Raw genomic sequence first — 16495 nt, forward strand, 5'->3', positions numbered from 1 at the left:
GACATGAAAAGCGTTGGTATCATCGGTGTTGGTATTTATGTTCCAGATCAAGTTGTAACGAATCACGATTTAAGTAAACGAGTTGATACAAACGATGAATGGATTCGCTCACGAACAGGTATCGAAGAGCGTAGAATTGCTAGTGAGGATATGGACACTTCAGATATGGCCATTATTGCTGCGAAAAATGCATTGTTAGATGCTTCACTTGAAGCTACAGAAATAGATCTCATTTTAGTAGCAACAGCTACACCTGATCATGCTTTTCCTTCTGTAGCTTGTATGGTTCAGGAAGCACTCGGAATAAAAAATGTCCCTGCAATGGATATAAGTGTTGCATGTTCAGGGTTTATCTATACAATGGTTACTGCTAAACAGTTTATTGATACGAATACATATCAAAATGTATTGGTAATCGGTAGTGAAAAATTTTCGAAAATAGTAGACTGGAACGATCGAAATACAAGTGTTTTATTTGGTGATGGTGCTGGTGCAATAGTTTTAAGTGAAGTTTCTAAAGGCAAAGGGATTTTATCCTTTGATCTTGGCTCAGATGGTTCGGGTGCCAAGCATTTAGCTGTGAGCAAAGAAACTAACAAGGTTACAATGAATGGTAGAGAAGTATATAAATTTGCAGTTCGGCAAATGCCGGAATCTAGCTATCGCGTTGTAAAGAAAGCGGGTTTAGATAGTGATGATGTTCACTATCTAATTCCACATCAAGCAAACATACGAATTATTGACGCAGCAAGAGAACGACTTGGTCTTAATAAAGATCAAGTTTCAACAACAGTAAGAATTCATGGAAATACCTCCGCTGCTTCTATTCCATTAGCCTTATTTACTGAAATTCAAAACGGTTTTATTAATGATAATGATATTATTGTAATGGTTGGTTTCGGTGCTGGGTTAACTTGGGGTTCAGTATGTCTAAGGTGGGGGAAGTAATTTTTGTTGCATGAGGGGAGAGACAGATATATGAAAAAACGAGTCGTAATTACAGGAATTGGAGCGATTACACCATTAGGAAATGATGTACATTCTACATGGGAAAATATTAAAAATGGCGTGTCAGGGATTGGTCCATTAACTAGAGTAGATGCAGAAAAATTTAATGTAAAGGTGGCTGGTGAAGTTAAAGGCTTTGCACCGGAAGAATATATCGACCACAAAGAAGTAAGAAGAATGGCGCGATTTACTCATTTTGCAATCGCTGCAAGTAAAATGGCAATAAATGATGCAGGAGTTAAAATTGGAGAGCATGTTGACCCTGAACGGATAGGTGTATGGATTGGTTCAGGCATTGGTGGACTTGATGAATTTGAAGAACAACATAAACGCTTTTTAGATAAGGGCCCACGACGTGTAAGTCCATTTATCATTCCGATGTTTATACCAGATATGGCTTCAGGCCGAGTTTCGATAGAGCTTGGTGCAAAAGGAATAAATAATTGCTCTGTTACTGCTTGTGCATCTGGTGCTAATTCAATTGGTGATGCATTTCGTGTCATCCAAAATGGTACCGTTGATATGATGGTGACGGGTGGAACAGAAGCTGCCATTACAGAGATGACGATTGCGGGATTTGCGAATATGACAGCTCTGTCAACTAACCCAGACCCAAAAACTGCAAGTCGCCCATTTGATAAAAATCGTGATGGATTTGTCATTGCTGAAGGTTCTGGAATTGTTATATTAGAAGAACTAGACCATGCATTAGCTCGTGGTGCCAAAATTTATGGAGAAATAGTCGGGTATGGAGCAACAGGTGATGCATATCATATTACAACTCCTGCACCTAATGGAGAAGGAGCAGGACGGGCAATGAAATTAGCCTTGAACGACGCAAACCTTCAACCTGAAGAAATTGGTTACATCAATGCTCATGGTACTAGTACACAATATAATGATTTATATGAAACAAAAGCGATTAAAGAAATATTTGGTGAACATGCTAAAAATCTATTTGTAAGTTCAACAAAATCTATGACAGGACATATGCTTGGAGCTGTAGGTGCTGTTGAAGCAATTTTCTCCTTATTAGCAATAGGTGATGGAATTATTCCACCGACTATTAATTATGAAACACCTGATGACGAGCTAGATTTAAATTATGTCCCTAATAAATCAATACAATCTACAGTAGACGTTGTTTTATCAAATTCATTAGGTTTCGGCGGACATAATGCAACATTAATATTTAAAAAATATGAGTAAGCAGGAAAATCATTACCTGGTGAAAAACGGAAACAAAACAGGTTAACATAACTTGACTTTGGACAAACTTCGATTTCTCAAGAAGTTTGTTCTTTTTTTATAATTTGAAACTTTTTAAATTGTTCTTAGAAAAATAATCTCTATTATAAAACATGGTAATCTATGTTTTATATTAATTACTGTCTTTCTTTTTCTTGGAAGAGGTTTTCTTGATATTCCTCATTTAATCATTCAATTTTAAGATCTTTCTTTTAATGAAATATAGGCATTCACCCTTGTAAGATAATCTACATATGTTAGGAGAAAGGAGCGAAAGGGTGATTAGATGAAGGCAAAAATACGTCATTATTATGCTGGGGGTAACACAGCTAAAGGATTTTATAGTCTTTATGACTCAGCATTAGAAGGATTAGATCGGTTGTTCATTTTAAAAGGTGGTCCAGGAAATGGAAAATCATCGTTAATGAAAAATATCGGTTCTGTAATGGAAGAAAAAGGATATGAGATTGAATATTTACATTGTTCTTCTGATAATAACTCAATTGATGGATTTATTTTACCGACATATAAAGTTGGAATTGTTGATGGTACAGCACCGCATATTATCGAACCAAAGGCCCCTGGAGTTATAGAAGAATATGTGAATTTAGGGGTAGCTTGGGACTCGAATAAGCTTGCTGCACATAAGAATACCATTTTAAAACTAAATGAGATCATATCTTTAAAGTTTGAAAAGGCCTATGAAACGTTTGCAGAAGCATTACGTGCACATGATGATATTGAAGATATTTATATCGCAAATATGGATTTTTCAGAAGCAAATTGTTTAACAGAAGAATTGATTTCTACATTTTTTGGTGAGGAAAATTTACTTAAAGAATCTACGATTAAACACCGATTTTTAGGTGCAGCAACTCCAAATGGTGCAGTTGATTTTATTCAAAATTTAACAGAAGATATTGAAAAACGTTACTTTATTAAAGGTAGAGCAGGTTCTGGTAAATCAACAATGTTAAAGAAAATTGTCTCAGCAGCTGAAGCTAGAGGCTTTGATACGGAAGTATATCATTGTGGTTTTGATCCAAATAGCCTTGACATGGTTATCTTACGTGAAAAAGGTATTGCGATTTTCGACAGTACTGCCCCACACGAATACTTCCCTGATCGAGCATCTGATGAAATTATTGATATGTATAAAAGATGCATTAAACAAGGAACTGATGAGAAATACGCTGATGCTATTGCAAGAACAACAAAAGCATATAAAGATAAAATGAAGGAAGCGATAGGTTACTTAGCGGAGGCAAAAGAACTTAGAAACGAGCTAGAGGCTTTTTATATAGAGGCGATGGATTTTACCAAGGTTGACGAATTACAACAAAATATCTTAGATCAAATCGAGCTCTTTATCGCACAGTAATTAATCAAATGATGGGCTATTAATTAGCACTATTTTCGAATATAAGCTAACAATAGCCCATTTCTTTTCCATGACATGATCCGAATTAATATTGAAAAACCGCAGAGATAGTAGCTATAATTTCTATCGATCGTCTTTGAATTGGCGGGGGTTGTTGTGTTGAAGATTCAGCAGCAAGAGAAAATGCGTACTCTCTAGGTGAAATTGATTTTGGTGTTTCCGTGACTTTAATAGGAACATTGTGAGTCGTTACACCAATTTGTTGTCCAAGTTTCATTGCTTTTTCTGTTGCATTCTTCATAGCTAATTGTAATGCTTGTTGATAATATAATTCATTATTTGATACTTCAAAGCGGAGGCTTTCCGCTATATTTGCACCAGAGGAAACTGCTGATGCATAAATGATACCTACTTTTTCAAAATCACGTACAGTTACTTCAAGCATATGTTGAATTTGATAGCCTATTAAAACCGATTTTCCGTCACTATACTCATAAACTGGTTGAATTGTATAAGAAACCGTCTGAATATCACGAGCTAAAATCCCATTTGTATGAAGTGAAGCAATAACCTTGTTTGCAAGTTCGGAATTTTCCTGCTGTGCAGCCTCAACATTTTTATCTTCGGTCATCACACCGATGGTTATCACGGCTTGATCAGGCATTACATTTAATTTTCCAGTTCCTTCAACAATCATCTTACCTCGAACATGATTGGTATTCGTAACTCGTGTATTGGTATGTAAATAATAGTTCGGGGAAAAATTCATAAAAAAACTCCTTTCTTTTTTTCTTTCGCAGCAATAAAGCCCTTACTGTTAAAACGCGTTAAAAAAGTATTATACATATATAGATATGCATGCATGGTTTTGTAAAATACGATTATTTGGTTTTGAAAAGTGGACAAATTCTAAATCGCAATCTTTTTGAAAAATGGACAACTCATTATTTTTATAGAATTTTTTTACATTTGTTTGGAATTCTACTAGTATTAATGATATGATTTGATCTGATTAATGAAAGGAGATGCAAAGCATGGAAAAAATAGAAGTAGGCGAAGTTTTTACAATTACAGATGAAAATGATCAAGAAAATGAAGTTGAAGTGCTAGCAGCATTAACTTTAGAAGGTACAGATTATGTTGCTGTTGGTTTTGTTGAAGATATACAGGATGATTCAGATGAAGACATTGACGTTTTCTTTTTAAAGGTGGACAATGAGGGAGATTTTTCAGCAATCGAAACTGATGAAGAATTTGAAAAAGTTTCCAATGCATTTGACGAAATAATGGAAGAAGAAGAATAGAGATTTAAGGAAGATAGGAGAAGAATTCTATCTTCCTTCTCCTTTTTAGAGGTGATGATATGATTCATATCGTAAATGGTGACATAGTTGGAAAGAAATTAAAGGGTCTAAATCATGATGATATTATTGTTTGGAGAGAAATGTATGATTTTGGTCCGTTCCATTCATCATGGTCAAATGAAGAGTTAATCAACAATCGAGCTATTTTTTTTGAAAATAAACTTAAACTTCCTTCATCGTTATTTATTACAAATAGTCATAATCAATTAAAACAACTTGCTAACATTCAGAAATATCAAGAAGTTGTACTTTGGTTTGAACATGATCGTTATGATCAAACAATGCTCATGTACATAATAACACAATTATATCATCATAATATTACAAATCTCTCAATGGTAAGTATTAACTCTTATCCTTCCATTACTCCATTTTATGGACTAGGACAATTAACTTCCGAACAATTAGCCATGCTTTATCATAAAAGAGTAAAGCTTTCGCATCAACAAATTAATGAGGCACTAAATGGGTGGGAAACGTATACTTCCTCAAATTTAAATGATGTCAAAAGGTGGATATCTGAAAATCATCATGAGTTGCCGTTCCTTAGAGATATGTTTAAGAGACAATTGAGTTATTATCCTGTAAATAAAACGGGGTTAAATGAGATTGAGACCTTATTTCTCAATACCATAGCATTAAATCCAATCTCTTTTAAAGAACTATATCAATCAGTATCACCTTTTTTTATAAATGATGGATTAAGTGATTTGCATATTTCTGCTATATTGAATGAATTAACAGTTGGTTCAAAACCATTAATAAAAACAGACGATCTACTACCCAATTACAATTCTAGTTATCTAGAAACCAATTTAACAATTACTCCTAATGGAGAAAATGTTCTATTAGGTATTGAAAATCGAATTGAATTAATAGGGATTGATTGGTGGGTTGGTGGGGTGCATCTAAAGGTTGGAAAATAAGATTTTGGTTAATCTTATGATCTAAAATTATTAAAATGGAATCACATTATAGAGATTCCATTTCAACATTTATTACATGATTTATTTGTTTTAAAGAATAATAAACATCTGTTACATAGAGTTTTTCATCAACAAGAAGGATAAGCTCTAATTGTTGAAGTTCTCCTTGTTTTATGTCTTTGACTCTTACTTTTCTTGCTTTCATCTTTTTTAGTTTTAGTTCTTTTAATATTTCAGTCATTTTATCATCTTCATCAACAATTATTTTTACTTTTAATTCTCGCTCTCGTAATGATTTTGGACCAATGTATTTAAAAATAAACGGTATAATTTCTACACTAATTAGCAATAGAAGCGTTGCTACCATCGCTTCAAACCAAAATCCTGCTCCACATGCTATGCCGATTCCACCAGCGCCCCATACCATTGCAGCTGTTGTAAGCCCTGAGATCATATCGTTATTTCTTCGTAAAATAACACCAGCACCTAAAAAACCTATTCCAGATACAATTTGAGCTGCTAATCGCAATGGATCCATAGGTCTTATATATGCTTCAGCAAACTTTTCTGATGATTCAATTGAGACAGTTGTTAACAAGCAGCTAACGATCCCTATTACTAAACATGTTTTTAATCCAAGAGGCTTTTTCTTTAGTTGACGTTCTAGCCCAATAATGATTGATAATATTGTTGCCATTCCAATATTGAAAATAAATGTATTTGGTTCAATAATCACTTTTGTTTTCTCCTATATGTTTTTATTTTCAAATGATCTTATTTAATATTTTGTGTTTGATTTTATCATTCCATATTTTTACTCGAATATGAAGGAAGTTGTAAGAACATATAATAAGAAAAACTTTCCTTATCGTCAAGTCTAAAGGTCTTATGATTCATAGAATGTCGGGCAGAATAAGTTAGTGTACGTATTATTATTGATTATATAGGTTGTAATGAATTGGTTTTTATCTTTATTTGTGATAGAGTTTTATCATTGTATTTTGACATACTTATAGAAAAAGTAAATAGGGAGTAGAAGTAATTTATTATGAAAATTGTATCTTGGAATGTAAACGGAATAAGAGCATGTGTACGCAAAGGTTTTTTAGATTATTTTTCAAATGTTGATGCAGATATTTTTTGTATTCAAGAATCTAAATTACAAGCGGGGCAAATCGAACTTGAATTAAAAGGGTATCATCAGTATTGGAATTATGCTTTAAAAAAAGGCTATTCGGGAACAGCTATATTTACAAAGCAAAAACCGCTTTCTGTTTCATATGGGTTAAGCAATACTGATGAAGAACCAGAAGGAAGAATTATTACATTAGAATATGAAACTTTTTTTATGATTACTGTATATACACCAAATGCAAAAAGAGATTTATCAAGACTAGATTATCGTTTGCAATGGGAAGATGACATCCGCCGCTACCTCATCGAATTAGATCAAATTAAGCCTGTCATCCTTTGTGGAGACTTAAACGTAGCACATCATGAGATAGATTTGAAAAATCCAAGGACAAACAAAGGGAATTCCGGTTTTACTGAGGAAGAACGGGAAAAGATGACAAAACTCCTTGAAGCAGGGTTTGTTGACAGTTTTAGATATTTATATCCCAAAAAGCAGGATGTATATACTTGGTGGTCTTATATGAATAAAGTTCGGGAAAGAAACATTGGCTGGAGAATTGATTATTTTATTATATCAAAAAGAATAGCAGAGCGTATAAAAGATGTTGCATCCCATTCAGAAATACTTGGAAGCGACCACTGTCCAATTTACATTGAGATATAAAGTGCGATATAACGGATCATTACAAGTAGTTATTAACTAATTATCTATCTCAATCTCCAAGAATATATAGATTAGGAATTACTGCTTATTAAGTATTTACTAAACGATAGTGAATAGGCTTCTTTTACACTTCAGATAGTCATAACCTAACGTTTGGATATACTAAGAATGAAAAACTGGAATTGATATTAAATGAAGAAATGGGGACGTATGTTTGCTTAAAAATAAAATGAACCAATTTATTACAACAATCATTGAAAAACAACAAGCATTACAACAAAGTAATGTAGAGCTTGAGTTATACAAAGAGGAAAAAGAGTATATAGAAAAAAATGAATTATTTTTCGAGGAGTCCAAATTATTTATCATTGAAAAAGAACCAATTCAACGCTTTGCCGATGCTTATATCGAACGAAGCAATAAAGAAACAGAAGAAGTAATTGCAATTGAAAATGGTGCCTTTTTAAATCAGTCTGTTCATTATTTGAAAGAACAAAAGAATGAATTTATATATCTTGAGTCAAGATGGTTTGATTTGATCGGGGTGGAGGCTATTTCATTAGAGGTCGATGATGTTTTTGGTACATATGATGTTATGCTCGGACTAAAACTACAGAAAAAATATGAAAAATCTATAAAAAACTATTTGAATGATCTATTTAATGAAAAACAGCAATCTTTTGATTTAATGTTTAATCAAAACGATGGAATGTGGGATTTAAACTTCACATTAAATTTCATTCAAAAGTTTGATGAAGATATGACATTAGGTGAAGCATATTGTCATATCTATCGATTACTCTTTAACTTGGCCGAAACAATAGAAGAAACCAGCATTAAGTAATCACTTTTGATGTCGACGCTATTATTGCGTCGATATTTTTCATGCTGTTTATACTTTTCTCTTTAGAAATGCGCCTAGAATACAACCTATACCTAGCATTAATAGTTTTATAGCAAGGAGTTAACAAAAATGAACAGCTATTCTGCAATTCAATTTTAGTAGAATTTGGTAGGGAGATTTTTTCGGCACTTTGTCAAATGTAACGTTCATATTAGCTTTGTCCAATTTTAGATGATTGGCAATCTTTTGCTTTAAGTAATCGGTTAACATATAGAATATCGTTTAAACTAATAACTAAATTGCATAAATTGGAGGTGACCAAGTTTGTCCCAGGAAAACATGGATGATTATATTCAACAGGGAATACATGGTATTCGAGAAATTAAGCCAGATGAAAGACGAAAATTTTTAGGAACCCTACGCGAACGAGTCGTCGTCGTATTAACGAAACAACAAGTAAGAGAACCAGGAACATACAAAGAAATTGAAGATCTTATGAAAAAAAATAAAGATGCTACATTGTTCTTAAATGGAACAATGGATTACAATGAAATGTCAGATTACATTAAAATTGCAAATAAAATCGGCTCAAAATTTATTATTTCTACAAATAAAGAAGCTAACACTGATTTAGGTTTAGTGTTAGCGTATGATCATGCCATAAATAAAGAAGACATTTATATAAAAAAACAAAAAGAACAAATAGAAGTACAAAAACATGAAAATCATTTCAGTCAATTTTTTAAAAAAATATTTTAGTCTAAAATCAATTAAATGCCTATCAATATTTTGTCCCTATTATCATTAAATATAGAAAATAGTAATTATTAGAATAGGGATGGATGGAGATGGCAAAGAGATATCGGGGGAAAAGTTTAAATAAATTACCTGCTCATGGACGTGGTAAATGTCCTTTGTGTAATAAAACAGGGATTAAATTATTATATCCATATAGAACGGCTACAAATCAACTCATTAATGTGTGCAAAAACTGCCGTAATAAATAACAGAAAAAAATAAATTCATTTCAATCGGATGGTCAACACACTTTTGTGTTGGCTTTTTTGCATGATATATCATTGAGTTGAAAATTCTAAATAATTCAAAATTTCATTGATGATTATAACTATAAATAACCCGAATAGTATATAAATAGGTATTATTTTTTTCTAATTAATGAAATGGAATAGCGTGATAGATGAGGAGGAATAAAGAATGAGCAAAATATTTTCAAATATGGCAGGAAGTGTATGGAAAATACTTGTTCAAACTGGTGATCATGTTGAAGTTGGTCAAGATGTCGTTATTATTGAATCAATGAAGATGGAAATTCCAATAAGTGCAGAATTGAGTGGAGTAGTAAAAGAGATTAAAAAACAAGAAGGTGAGTTTGTAAATGAAGGTGACGAGCTGATTGAATTGGAGAGTTAGGGAATGTAAACGCTTCCTTTGGGGGATAATAAATAACTTTTTTGACAAAGTCTTTTTCAACAGTTACAAGGAGGTTCATTCATGTCATTTGAAAAAAGTTTACAAGAGCGAGTAGAACAAATAAAAAAAGGAGGGGGAAAAAAATATCACGATAAAAATGCAGCCCAAGGGAAATTGTTTGTTCGGGAACGGTTACAATTACTTTTTGATGAAGGGATCCAAGTAGAAGATGCCCTTTTTGCAAATTGTCTGACAAGTGATTTACCTGCAGATGGTGTTGTTACAGGTATGGGAAAGGTAAATGGGCAAACAGTTTGTATCATCGCGAACGATTCTACGATTAAAGCAGGCTCTTGGGGAGCAAGAACGGTCGAAAAAATGATACGGATCCAAGAAACAGCAGAAAAACTTAATATCCCCCTGATCTATTTAATTGATTCTGCGGGTGCAAGGATTACGGATCAACTTGAGATGTTCCCAGGTCGTCGAGGTGCTGGTCGAATTTTCTACAATCAGGTGAAATTATCAGGGAAAATTCCGCAAGTTTGCATTTTATTTGGACCTTCTGCAGCAGGAGGTGCTTATATTCCTGCTTTTTGTGATGTTGTCATAATGGTTGATGGTAACGCTTCAATGTATTTAGGGTCACCTCGAATGGCAGAAATGGTCATTGGTGAAAAAGTTTCTCTTGAAGAAATGGGCGGAGCGAAAATGCATTGTTCTGTATCTGGTTGTGGTGACATTTTAGCTAAATCCGAACAAGAAGCAATTTTGATTGCACGTAATTATTTATCCTATTTTCCAGCTAATTTTTCCCAAAAACCTCCACTTCATGAAGCTGCACTTCCTACAGCCTTTGAAAAATCTGTTGAAGAAATAATTCCAAAAAATCAAAATGCATCATTTAATATGATGGATATCATTGAACGAATTATTGATGAAAATTCGTTTTTGGAGATCAAAAAATTATTCGCACCAGAATTAATTACAGGTTTTTGTAGGTTGCATGGTCAATCGATTGGAATAATTGCTAACCAGCCAAGAATTAAAGGAGGCGTACTCTTTCACGATTCCGCTGATAAGGCAGCGAAATTTATCACATTATGTGATGCATTTAATATTCCTTTATTATTTTTAGCAGATATTCCAGGATTTATGATCGGTACAAAAGTAGAACGAGCAGGTATTATTCGTCACGGGGCAAAAATGATTGCTGCAATGTCTGAAGCAACAGTGCCAAAAATTTCAATTATTGTTAGGAAGGCTTATGGTGCTGGACTATATGCTATGGCAGGTCCTGCATTTGAACCAGATTGTTGTTTAGCTTTACCTACTGCCTCAATAGCAGTAATGGGTGCTGAAGCAGCTGTTAATGCAGTATACGCAAATAAAATTGCTGAATTACCTGAAGAAGAACGAAGTATATTCATTAATCAAAAGCGTGAAGAGTATCGTCAAGAGATTGATATTTATCGGTTAGCATCAGAAATGGTTATTGATGGGGTTATTTCAGGCAATTCGCTAAGAGATGAACTACTTAAACGATTTGATATGTATATGTCTAAATATGTTGTTTTTACAGATCGTAAACATCCTGTTTATCCTGTATAAAGTAAAGTGTTTTTGATTCACCTAATGTCATTCTTAGCAGGGGTTAAAGCCTAGCCGCACAAGATTTAATGAGATATAAAGTGATAGGTTTGGATAAAAGACTGTAAAATCCACGGAGAATAGGACGCCCAAGTTCGGTGAAAGCTCAAACTGTCATTCTTTAGTGCGATATGTCTCGCTTTTTTAAAAGAAGGGATTGAAAAATATGAATTTTGATTTAACAAAAGAACAGGTCATGATTCGTAAATTGATCCATGATTTTGCGGAGGAAGAAGTTGCAAAGGATGCAGATGAAAGGGATCGGACTGCAACTTTTCCGCTTGAGATATTTGCGGATTTAGCAGACCTTGGCATCCTCGGTCTGCCCTTTCCAGAAAAATATGGTGGCGGTGAGGCTGATTATATTAGCTTTGCTATCGTAGTTGAAGAGTTAAGTAGAGTTTGTGCTTCAACAGGGATCACGTATTCTGCACATATCTCGTTAGGAGCAGCACCTATTTACATGTTTGGAACAGATAAACAAAAAAAGAAATACTTAACACCACTTTGTACTGGAGAGTATTTAGGTGCATTTGGTCTGACAGAACCAAATGCAGGTTCTGATGCAGGAGGAACACAGACAAAGGCTATGTTACATGATGATCAATGGATCATTTCCGGATCTAAATGTTTTATCACAAACGCTAGTTATGCAAAAAACCTTGCGATCACAGCTGTGACCGATATAACAAAAGGAACAAATGGTATAAGCGCATTTATCGTACCAACTGATGCACAAGGCTTTACGATTAATAATCATTATGAAAAAATGGGTCTTCATGCATCGAATACAACTGAACTTTTTTTAGAAAATGTTAAAATCCCTAAAGAGAATATACTTGGAGTTGAAGGGAATGGCTACAAACAGTTTTTAGCTACATTAGATGGTGGAAGGATTGGAATCGGTGCAATGGCTGTTGGAATTGCACAGGGTGCTTATGAAAAATCATTAAAGTATGCGAAAGAACGGAAGCAATTTGGCAGAAGTATTTCATCTTTCCAGGCGATTCAGTTTAAACTTGCTGATATGGCGATGAATATAGAATTAGCAAGAAATATGGTCTTTAAGGCAGCATGGTTAAAAGACCAAGGTAGAGTATTTAAAAAAGAAGCAGCCATTGCAAAATTATTTGCTACAGAAATGTGCATGAAAGTGTGTGATCAAGCGATACAAATCCATGGTGGTTATGGCTACATGAAAGAATATCAGGTTGAGCGATTCTTTCGTGACGCAAAGCTTTTGGAAATAGGGGAAGGAACGTCTGAAGTACAAAGGATGGTTATTGCCAAACAAATTGGTTGTTAAGTAGGATGAGGGAGGCGAAATATGTTCAATAAAATTCTAATAGCTAACCGCGGAGAAATTGCAGTTCGAATTATTCGTACGTGCAAATCTCTAGGAATCAAAACGGTCGCTGTTTATTCAGAAGCAGATGAAAATGCCTTACATGTAAAAATGGCAGATGAAACTTACTTATTAGGAGGTCCTAGAGTTGTAGAAAGCTATCTTAATATTGATAAAATAATTGAAATTGCTCAATTATCAAAAACTGAAGCTATTCATCCAGGATATGGGCTTTTATCAGAAAATGCTGCTTTTGCTATTCGGTGTGAACAAGCAGGACTTGTTTTTATCGGTCCTTCACCTGATGTCATAACTCGAATGGGCAGCAAAATTGAAGCAAGAAAGGCAATGATTGAAGCGAGAGTTCCAATTGTTCCAGGTATTGAATACCCATTAGCTGATGCAGCGGAAGCGGTAGTAGAAGCTAATCAATTAGGCTACCCTGTTATGCTTAAAGCATCAGCGGGGGGTGGCGGTATCGGAATGCAAATTGTTGAAAATAATGAGGAGCTTATGGCAGCCTTTGAGGGGAACCAAAAACGGGCAATAAACTTTTTCGGTAACGGGGCGATGTTTATTGAGAAATACATTGTAAATCCAAGGCATATTGAAATTCAAATTTTGTCAGATGGTTTTGGAAACAACGTATATTTATGGGAACGTGAATGTTCAATTCAACGTCGCCATCAAAAGGTTGTAGAAGAGGCACCATCACAGTTTCTTGATGAGATAACGCGAAGAAAATTGGGTGAAGCAGCTGTAAGTGCAGCAGCATCCATTGGTTATAAAAATGCTGGAACTGTTGAATTCTTGATGGATGAGGAAAAAAACTTCTATTTTCTTGAAATGAATACCCGTCTCCAGGTCGAGCATCCTGTGACAGAGGAAATAACAAAATTGGATCTGGTTGCTGAACAAATTAGTATTGCGGCAGGAAATCCATTGAATTTTTCTCAAGCTGATGTAAAACGAAATGGTCATGCAATTGAAGTTCGTATTTATGCTGAAGATCCGCTAACTTTCTATCCATCCCCTGGGAAAATTACAAAATTACAAATTCCAACTGATAAAGGTATTCGTCATGAATTAGGTGTACATGACAAATCGATCGTTTCGCCGTATTATGATCCAATGATTGCAAAAATGATTGTAACAGGAGAAAATCGCAGCGAAGCAATTGCTCGTCTTCAAGTTGCCCTAGCAAATTATCAAATTGAAGGCATAAAAACGAATATCCCGATGCTTAAAGAAATAATTGCTCATCCCTCCTTTCATTCAGGTCATACAACGACAAATTTTATTGAAGCCTATCTGAAAAAGTAAAATGATTCTTTTACTATTTTATATATATAAAAATCTCTTATTATTTAAAAAACACATGGATTCCTACTATTCTCCATGTGTTTTTTAATTCTTTTTAATCAAGTGAAAAAAACTTTATATAAACAATTATTTTTTGAAAGCAAATGATGAAGCGAGTTATACAAAAAAGGAATACTCCTATTCCATCAAAAAATATACTTTAAGGAATTCTTATTTTTACATCATTCTCTTTTAGAAATATGTACTGAAACAATATTTATTCTTTATTTAAAATACGGAGAAGGAAAGATTATATGACAAAGGAGGGAGAAACATGCAATTGTTTTACACAGTCCGTGCTGGAGATTCTCTTTTTCAAATTGCGAAACGCTGGGAGCTACCTGTCGAAACCATCATTTCTGCAAATCAGTTAACACCGCCTTATACAATTTATATTGGTCAGCAACTCTCCATTCCACCTGGAGTCAATATGATACGAGTTAACCAAGGTGATACAGTATTCAAATTATCACAATTTTTTGGTGTTCCACAATCTGTCATCATTGCAGAAAACCAGCTACAGGACCCATATATTATTGAGGTCGGTCAGTTGTTGAAGATTCCACCTGGTATTCTATTCTATATTGTCCAAAGAGGAGATACATTGTATCAGCTTGCAAGTCGTTTTAATGTCAAAACTAGGAAGCGAAATAGACCAGATTTAATAAAACATGTAAATAAATTACAATCAAATGTTATTTCTCCTGGAATGAGGCTGCAAATACCATATGCTCCTCCTGGTGATAAAGGATTGATCGCTTATACGGCATTCAGCGAAGGAAGATTTGATATAAAGCTTTATAATCCTGGTGATGGATCGAATGTCAAACTTACAAATGGTTTAGCTGATAACTTTTCACTCCCATACTGGTCAAATGATAGTAAAAAAATTGCTTTTGTTGGAAAGGATAAAATTCTTTACGTTATAAATTTAGACAAAAAAGATATCGCTAGAATTGATCAGTTTACTGAAGAATTAGGTGTTCATTTAGATTGGTCTCCTGACAGCCATATGCTTGTATATATAAAAGACCAATATATTATCATTTATGATGTCACCACACATCAAGTAGAAAGAATAAATCAACCAGGTGCAAGTGATGCCGAATGGTTTCCGAGCGGAGAAGAACTTTTATTTCAAGCCCCTGATCTAGCTGGAATAAGTCAGTTATTTCGAATTCGGAGTGATGGAACAGGAAAACAACAGCTAACAAGAAACACAGAGGGGCGGTATAACAATGTTAGGCTATCACCTGATGGGACATTTGTCCTTTATACAACACCTGGTGCAAGTATATCAATCATTCATACGATTGAATTATCAACTGGTAGATTAATTGAAATTAAAGGTGGACCGCTTGCTAAAAACTATTTCCCAGAATGGTCTCCAGATTCTCAAAATATTGCTTATAGTGCAACTGCATTTGAAGATAAAGGCTATTTTTCTCTTGTTCGTTCAACCGGAAGAAGTGGCGAAAACGATCGGACGTTGGCTATATCTAATTGCTTTGCAACACCTGTCACCTGGTCAACCGATGGTCGGAAAATTAGCTATCTCTCAGGATGTGATGATCAAGGAAATGCTAGTGAAATATGGGTTGTTGACATCAACAATCCTGTTCCGATCCAATTAGTAAAAGGTACTCAAATTACTGCATTACAATGGTCTTCATTACACAATTCACATTTATCTAAGACTTATGTAAACAATTTATTAAAAGTTCAATTTAACTACCCTGTGGATTGGGTAAAAGTTAACGAGGAAAGATATGAAGGGACAGATGGTTTTTTTCAACTTTCTGCTATTACAGGGAATTTAACGATCGATGAAGTTTGTCATAAAGAGGCTTTTCATCAATTAATGCCATATGGAACACAACCAGAAATTAAAAAAGTTAACATTCAAAAACAAGATGCATGTTTAATAGTCCCATCTCAAGATCAATCAGCTGAGATGAAAGAACAATCTGCTCTGATTATAAAATACCCAATTCCAATCCAGATCGATGGAAATAACTATCAATTCTTTATTATGTGGGCAGATAGGGCTCATATCGAAGAATTAGGTGCAACATTGACTTTCCTATAAAATTCAATTAGGCAGACAGAAAAGAAAAACGAATTCTGTCTGCCTATAA

The 16495-nt window shown here is 34.1% G+C and carries 15 protein-coding genes; 13 read left to right on the forward strand and 2 right to left on the reverse strand.

Annotation, left to right across the window (positions count from 1 at the left end):
• Nucleotides 1-3: 3 nt before the first annotated feature.
• From GMB29_RS13105 to GMB29_RS13115, 3 genes are all read left to right on the forward strand, one after another.
• Nucleotides 4-948, forward strand: coding sequence for a beta-ketoacyl-ACP synthase III (locus GMB29_RS13105; RefSeq protein WP_136354213.1), 945 nt, complete (start codon nt 4-6; stop codon nt 946-948).
• 30 nt (nt 949-978) lie between these two features.
• On the forward strand, nt 979-2217 hold the full coding sequence (gene fabF, locus GMB29_RS13110) for a beta-ketoacyl-ACP synthase II (RefSeq protein WP_136354215.1): 1239 nt from the start codon (nt 979-981) through the stop codon (nt 2215-2217).
• Between the two features lie 325 nt (nt 2218-2542).
• Nucleotides 2543-3637 carry a PRK06851 family protein gene (locus GMB29_RS13115; protein WP_136354217.1) on the forward strand — a complete coding sequence of 365 codons (1095 nt, stop codon included), beginning with the start codon at nt 2543-2545 and terminating at the stop codon, nt 3635-3637.
• An 85-nt stretch (nt 3638-3722) separates the two neighbouring features.
• Here the strand turns inward: GMB29_RS13115 and GMB29_RS13120 are convergent, their stop codons facing one another.
• Nucleotides 3723-4406: an SIMPL domain-containing protein gene (locus GMB29_RS13120; RefSeq protein ID WP_136354219.1), complete on the reverse strand. Its 684-nt coding sequence runs from the start codon at nt 4404-4406 to the stop codon at nt 3723-3725.
• Between the two features lie 265 nt (nt 4407-4671).
• Here GMB29_RS13120 and GMB29_RS13125 point away from each other — a divergent pair, with 265 nt between their 5' ends.
• Both GMB29_RS13125 and GMB29_RS13130 read left to right on the forward strand, forming a co-directional pair.
• Complete coding sequence (locus tag GMB29_RS13125) at nt 4672-4941, forward strand: DUF1292 domain-containing protein (protein WP_136354221.1); 270 nt, start codon at nt 4672-4674, stop codon at nt 4939-4941.
• A 59-nt stretch (nt 4942-5000) separates the two neighbouring features.
• The gene (locus GMB29_RS13130; RefSeq protein ID WP_136354222.1) at nt 5001-5927 is read left to right on the forward strand and encodes a DUF1835 domain-containing protein; all 927 of its coding nucleotides are present in this window, start codon (nt 5001-5003) and stop codon (nt 5925-5927) included.
• A gap of 46 nt (nt 5928-5973) precedes the next feature.
• Here the strand turns inward: GMB29_RS13130 and GMB29_RS13135 are convergent, their stop codons facing one another.
• Nucleotides 5974-6624: an MgtC/SapB family protein gene (locus tag GMB29_RS13135; protein ID WP_136354353.1), complete on the reverse strand. Its 651-nt coding sequence runs from the start codon at nt 6622-6624 to the stop codon at nt 5974-5976.
• A 351-nt stretch (nt 6625-6975) separates the two neighbouring features.
• Between GMB29_RS13135 and GMB29_RS13140 the strand changes: the two genes are divergently transcribed.
• The 8 genes from GMB29_RS13140 (at nt 6976) to GMB29_RS13175 (ending at nt 16446) form a co-directional block, all read left to right on the forward strand.
• Entirely contained in the window at nt 6976-7725 is a 750-nt protein-coding gene (locus GMB29_RS13140) for an exodeoxyribonuclease III (protein ID WP_136354224.1), read from the forward strand.
• Between the two features lie 214 nt (nt 7726-7939).
• Nucleotides 7940-8569: a branched-chain amino acid aminotransferase gene (locus GMB29_RS13145; protein ID WP_227551691.1), complete on the forward strand. Its 630-nt coding sequence runs from the start codon at nt 7940-7942 to the stop codon at nt 8567-8569.
• Between the two features lie 324 nt (nt 8570-8893).
• The gene (locus GMB29_RS13150) at nt 8894-9328 is read left to right on the forward strand and encodes a YueI family protein (protein ID WP_196305248.1); all 435 of its coding nucleotides are present in this window, start codon (nt 8894-8896) and stop codon (nt 9326-9328) included.
• A 456-nt stretch (nt 9329-9784) separates the two neighbouring features.
• Complete coding sequence (locus GMB29_RS13155; RefSeq protein WP_136354226.1) at nt 9785-10000, forward strand: acetyl-CoA carboxylase biotin carboxyl carrier protein subunit; 216 nt, start codon at nt 9785-9787, stop codon at nt 9998-10000.
• 81 nt (nt 10001-10081) lie between these two features.
• Nucleotides 10082-11611 carry an acyl-CoA carboxylase subunit beta gene (locus GMB29_RS13160; RefSeq protein WP_136354228.1) on the forward strand — a complete coding sequence of 510 codons (1530 nt, stop codon included), beginning with the start codon at nt 10082-10084 and terminating at the stop codon, nt 11609-11611.
• A gap of 205 nt (nt 11612-11816) precedes the next feature.
• Nucleotides 11817-12956, forward strand: coding sequence for an acyl-CoA dehydrogenase (locus GMB29_RS13165; protein WP_136354359.1), 1140 nt, complete (start codon nt 11817-11819; stop codon nt 12954-12956).
• A 21-nt stretch (nt 12957-12977) separates the two neighbouring features.
• Entirely contained in the window at nt 12978-14318 is a 1341-nt protein-coding gene (locus tag GMB29_RS13170; protein WP_136354230.1) for an acetyl-CoA carboxylase biotin carboxylase subunit, read from the forward strand.
• Nucleotides 14319-14631: 313 nt separating this feature from the next.
• The gene (locus GMB29_RS13175) at nt 14632-16446 is read left to right on the forward strand and encodes a LysM peptidoglycan-binding domain-containing protein (RefSeq protein WP_136354232.1); all 1815 of its coding nucleotides are present in this window, start codon (nt 14632-14634) and stop codon (nt 16444-16446) included.
• The last annotated feature ends 49 nt before the right edge of the window (nt 16447-16495 follow it).

It is taken from the genome of Metabacillus sediminilitoris, from assembly GCF_009720625.1.
GTDB lineage: Bacteria > Bacillota > Bacilli > Bacillales > Bacillaceae > Metabacillus > Metabacillus sediminilitoris.

What these genes read in the sequence shown, in the direction of transcription:
- GMB29_RS13105 (WP_136354213.1), top strand. Translation starts at nt 4, where the DNA reads ATGAAAAGCGTTGGTATCATCGGTGTTGGTATTTATGTTCCAGATCAA.
- fabF (WP_136354215.1), top strand. Translation starts at nt 979, where the DNA reads ATGAAAAAACGAGTCGTAATTACAGGAATTGGAGCGATTACACCATTA.
- GMB29_RS13115 (WP_136354217.1), top strand. Translation starts at nt 2,543, where the DNA reads ATGAAGGCAAAAATACGTCATTATTATGCTGGGGGTAACACAGCTAAA.
- GMB29_RS13120 (WP_136354219.1), bottom strand. Translation starts at nt 4,406, where the DNA reads ATGAATTTTTCCCCGAACTATTATTTACATACCAATACACGAGTTACG.
- GMB29_RS13125 (WP_136354221.1), top strand. Translation starts at nt 4,672, where the DNA reads ATGGAAAAAATAGAAGTAGGCGAAGTTTTTACAATTACAGATGAAAAT.
- GMB29_RS13130 (WP_136354222.1), top strand. Translation starts at nt 5,001, where the DNA reads ATGATTCATATCGTAAATGGTGACATAGTTGGAAAGAAATTAAAGGGT.
- GMB29_RS13135 (WP_136354353.1), bottom strand. Translation starts at nt 6,624, where the DNA reads ATGGCAACAATATTATCAATCATTATTGGGCTAGAACGTCAACTAAAG.
- GMB29_RS13140 (WP_136354224.1), top strand. Translation starts at nt 6,976, where the DNA reads ATGAAAATTGTATCTTGGAATGTAAACGGAATAAGAGCATGTGTACGC.
- GMB29_RS13155 (WP_136354226.1), top strand. Translation starts at nt 9,785, where the DNA reads ATGAGCAAAATATTTTCAAATATGGCAGGAAGTGTATGGAAAATACTT.
- GMB29_RS13160 (WP_136354228.1), top strand. Translation starts at nt 10,082, where the DNA reads ATGTCATTTGAAAAAAGTTTACAAGAGCGAGTAGAACAAATAAAAAAA.
- GMB29_RS13165 (WP_136354359.1), top strand. Translation starts at nt 11,817, where the DNA reads ATGAATTTTGATTTAACAAAAGAACAGGTCATGATTCGTAAATTGATC.
- GMB29_RS13170 (WP_136354230.1), top strand. Translation starts at nt 12,978, where the DNA reads ATGTTCAATAAAATTCTAATAGCTAACCGCGGAGAAATTGCAGTTCGA.
- GMB29_RS13175 (WP_136354232.1), top strand. Translation starts at nt 14,632, where the DNA reads ATGCAATTGTTTTACACAGTCCGTGCTGGAGATTCTCTTTTTCAAATT.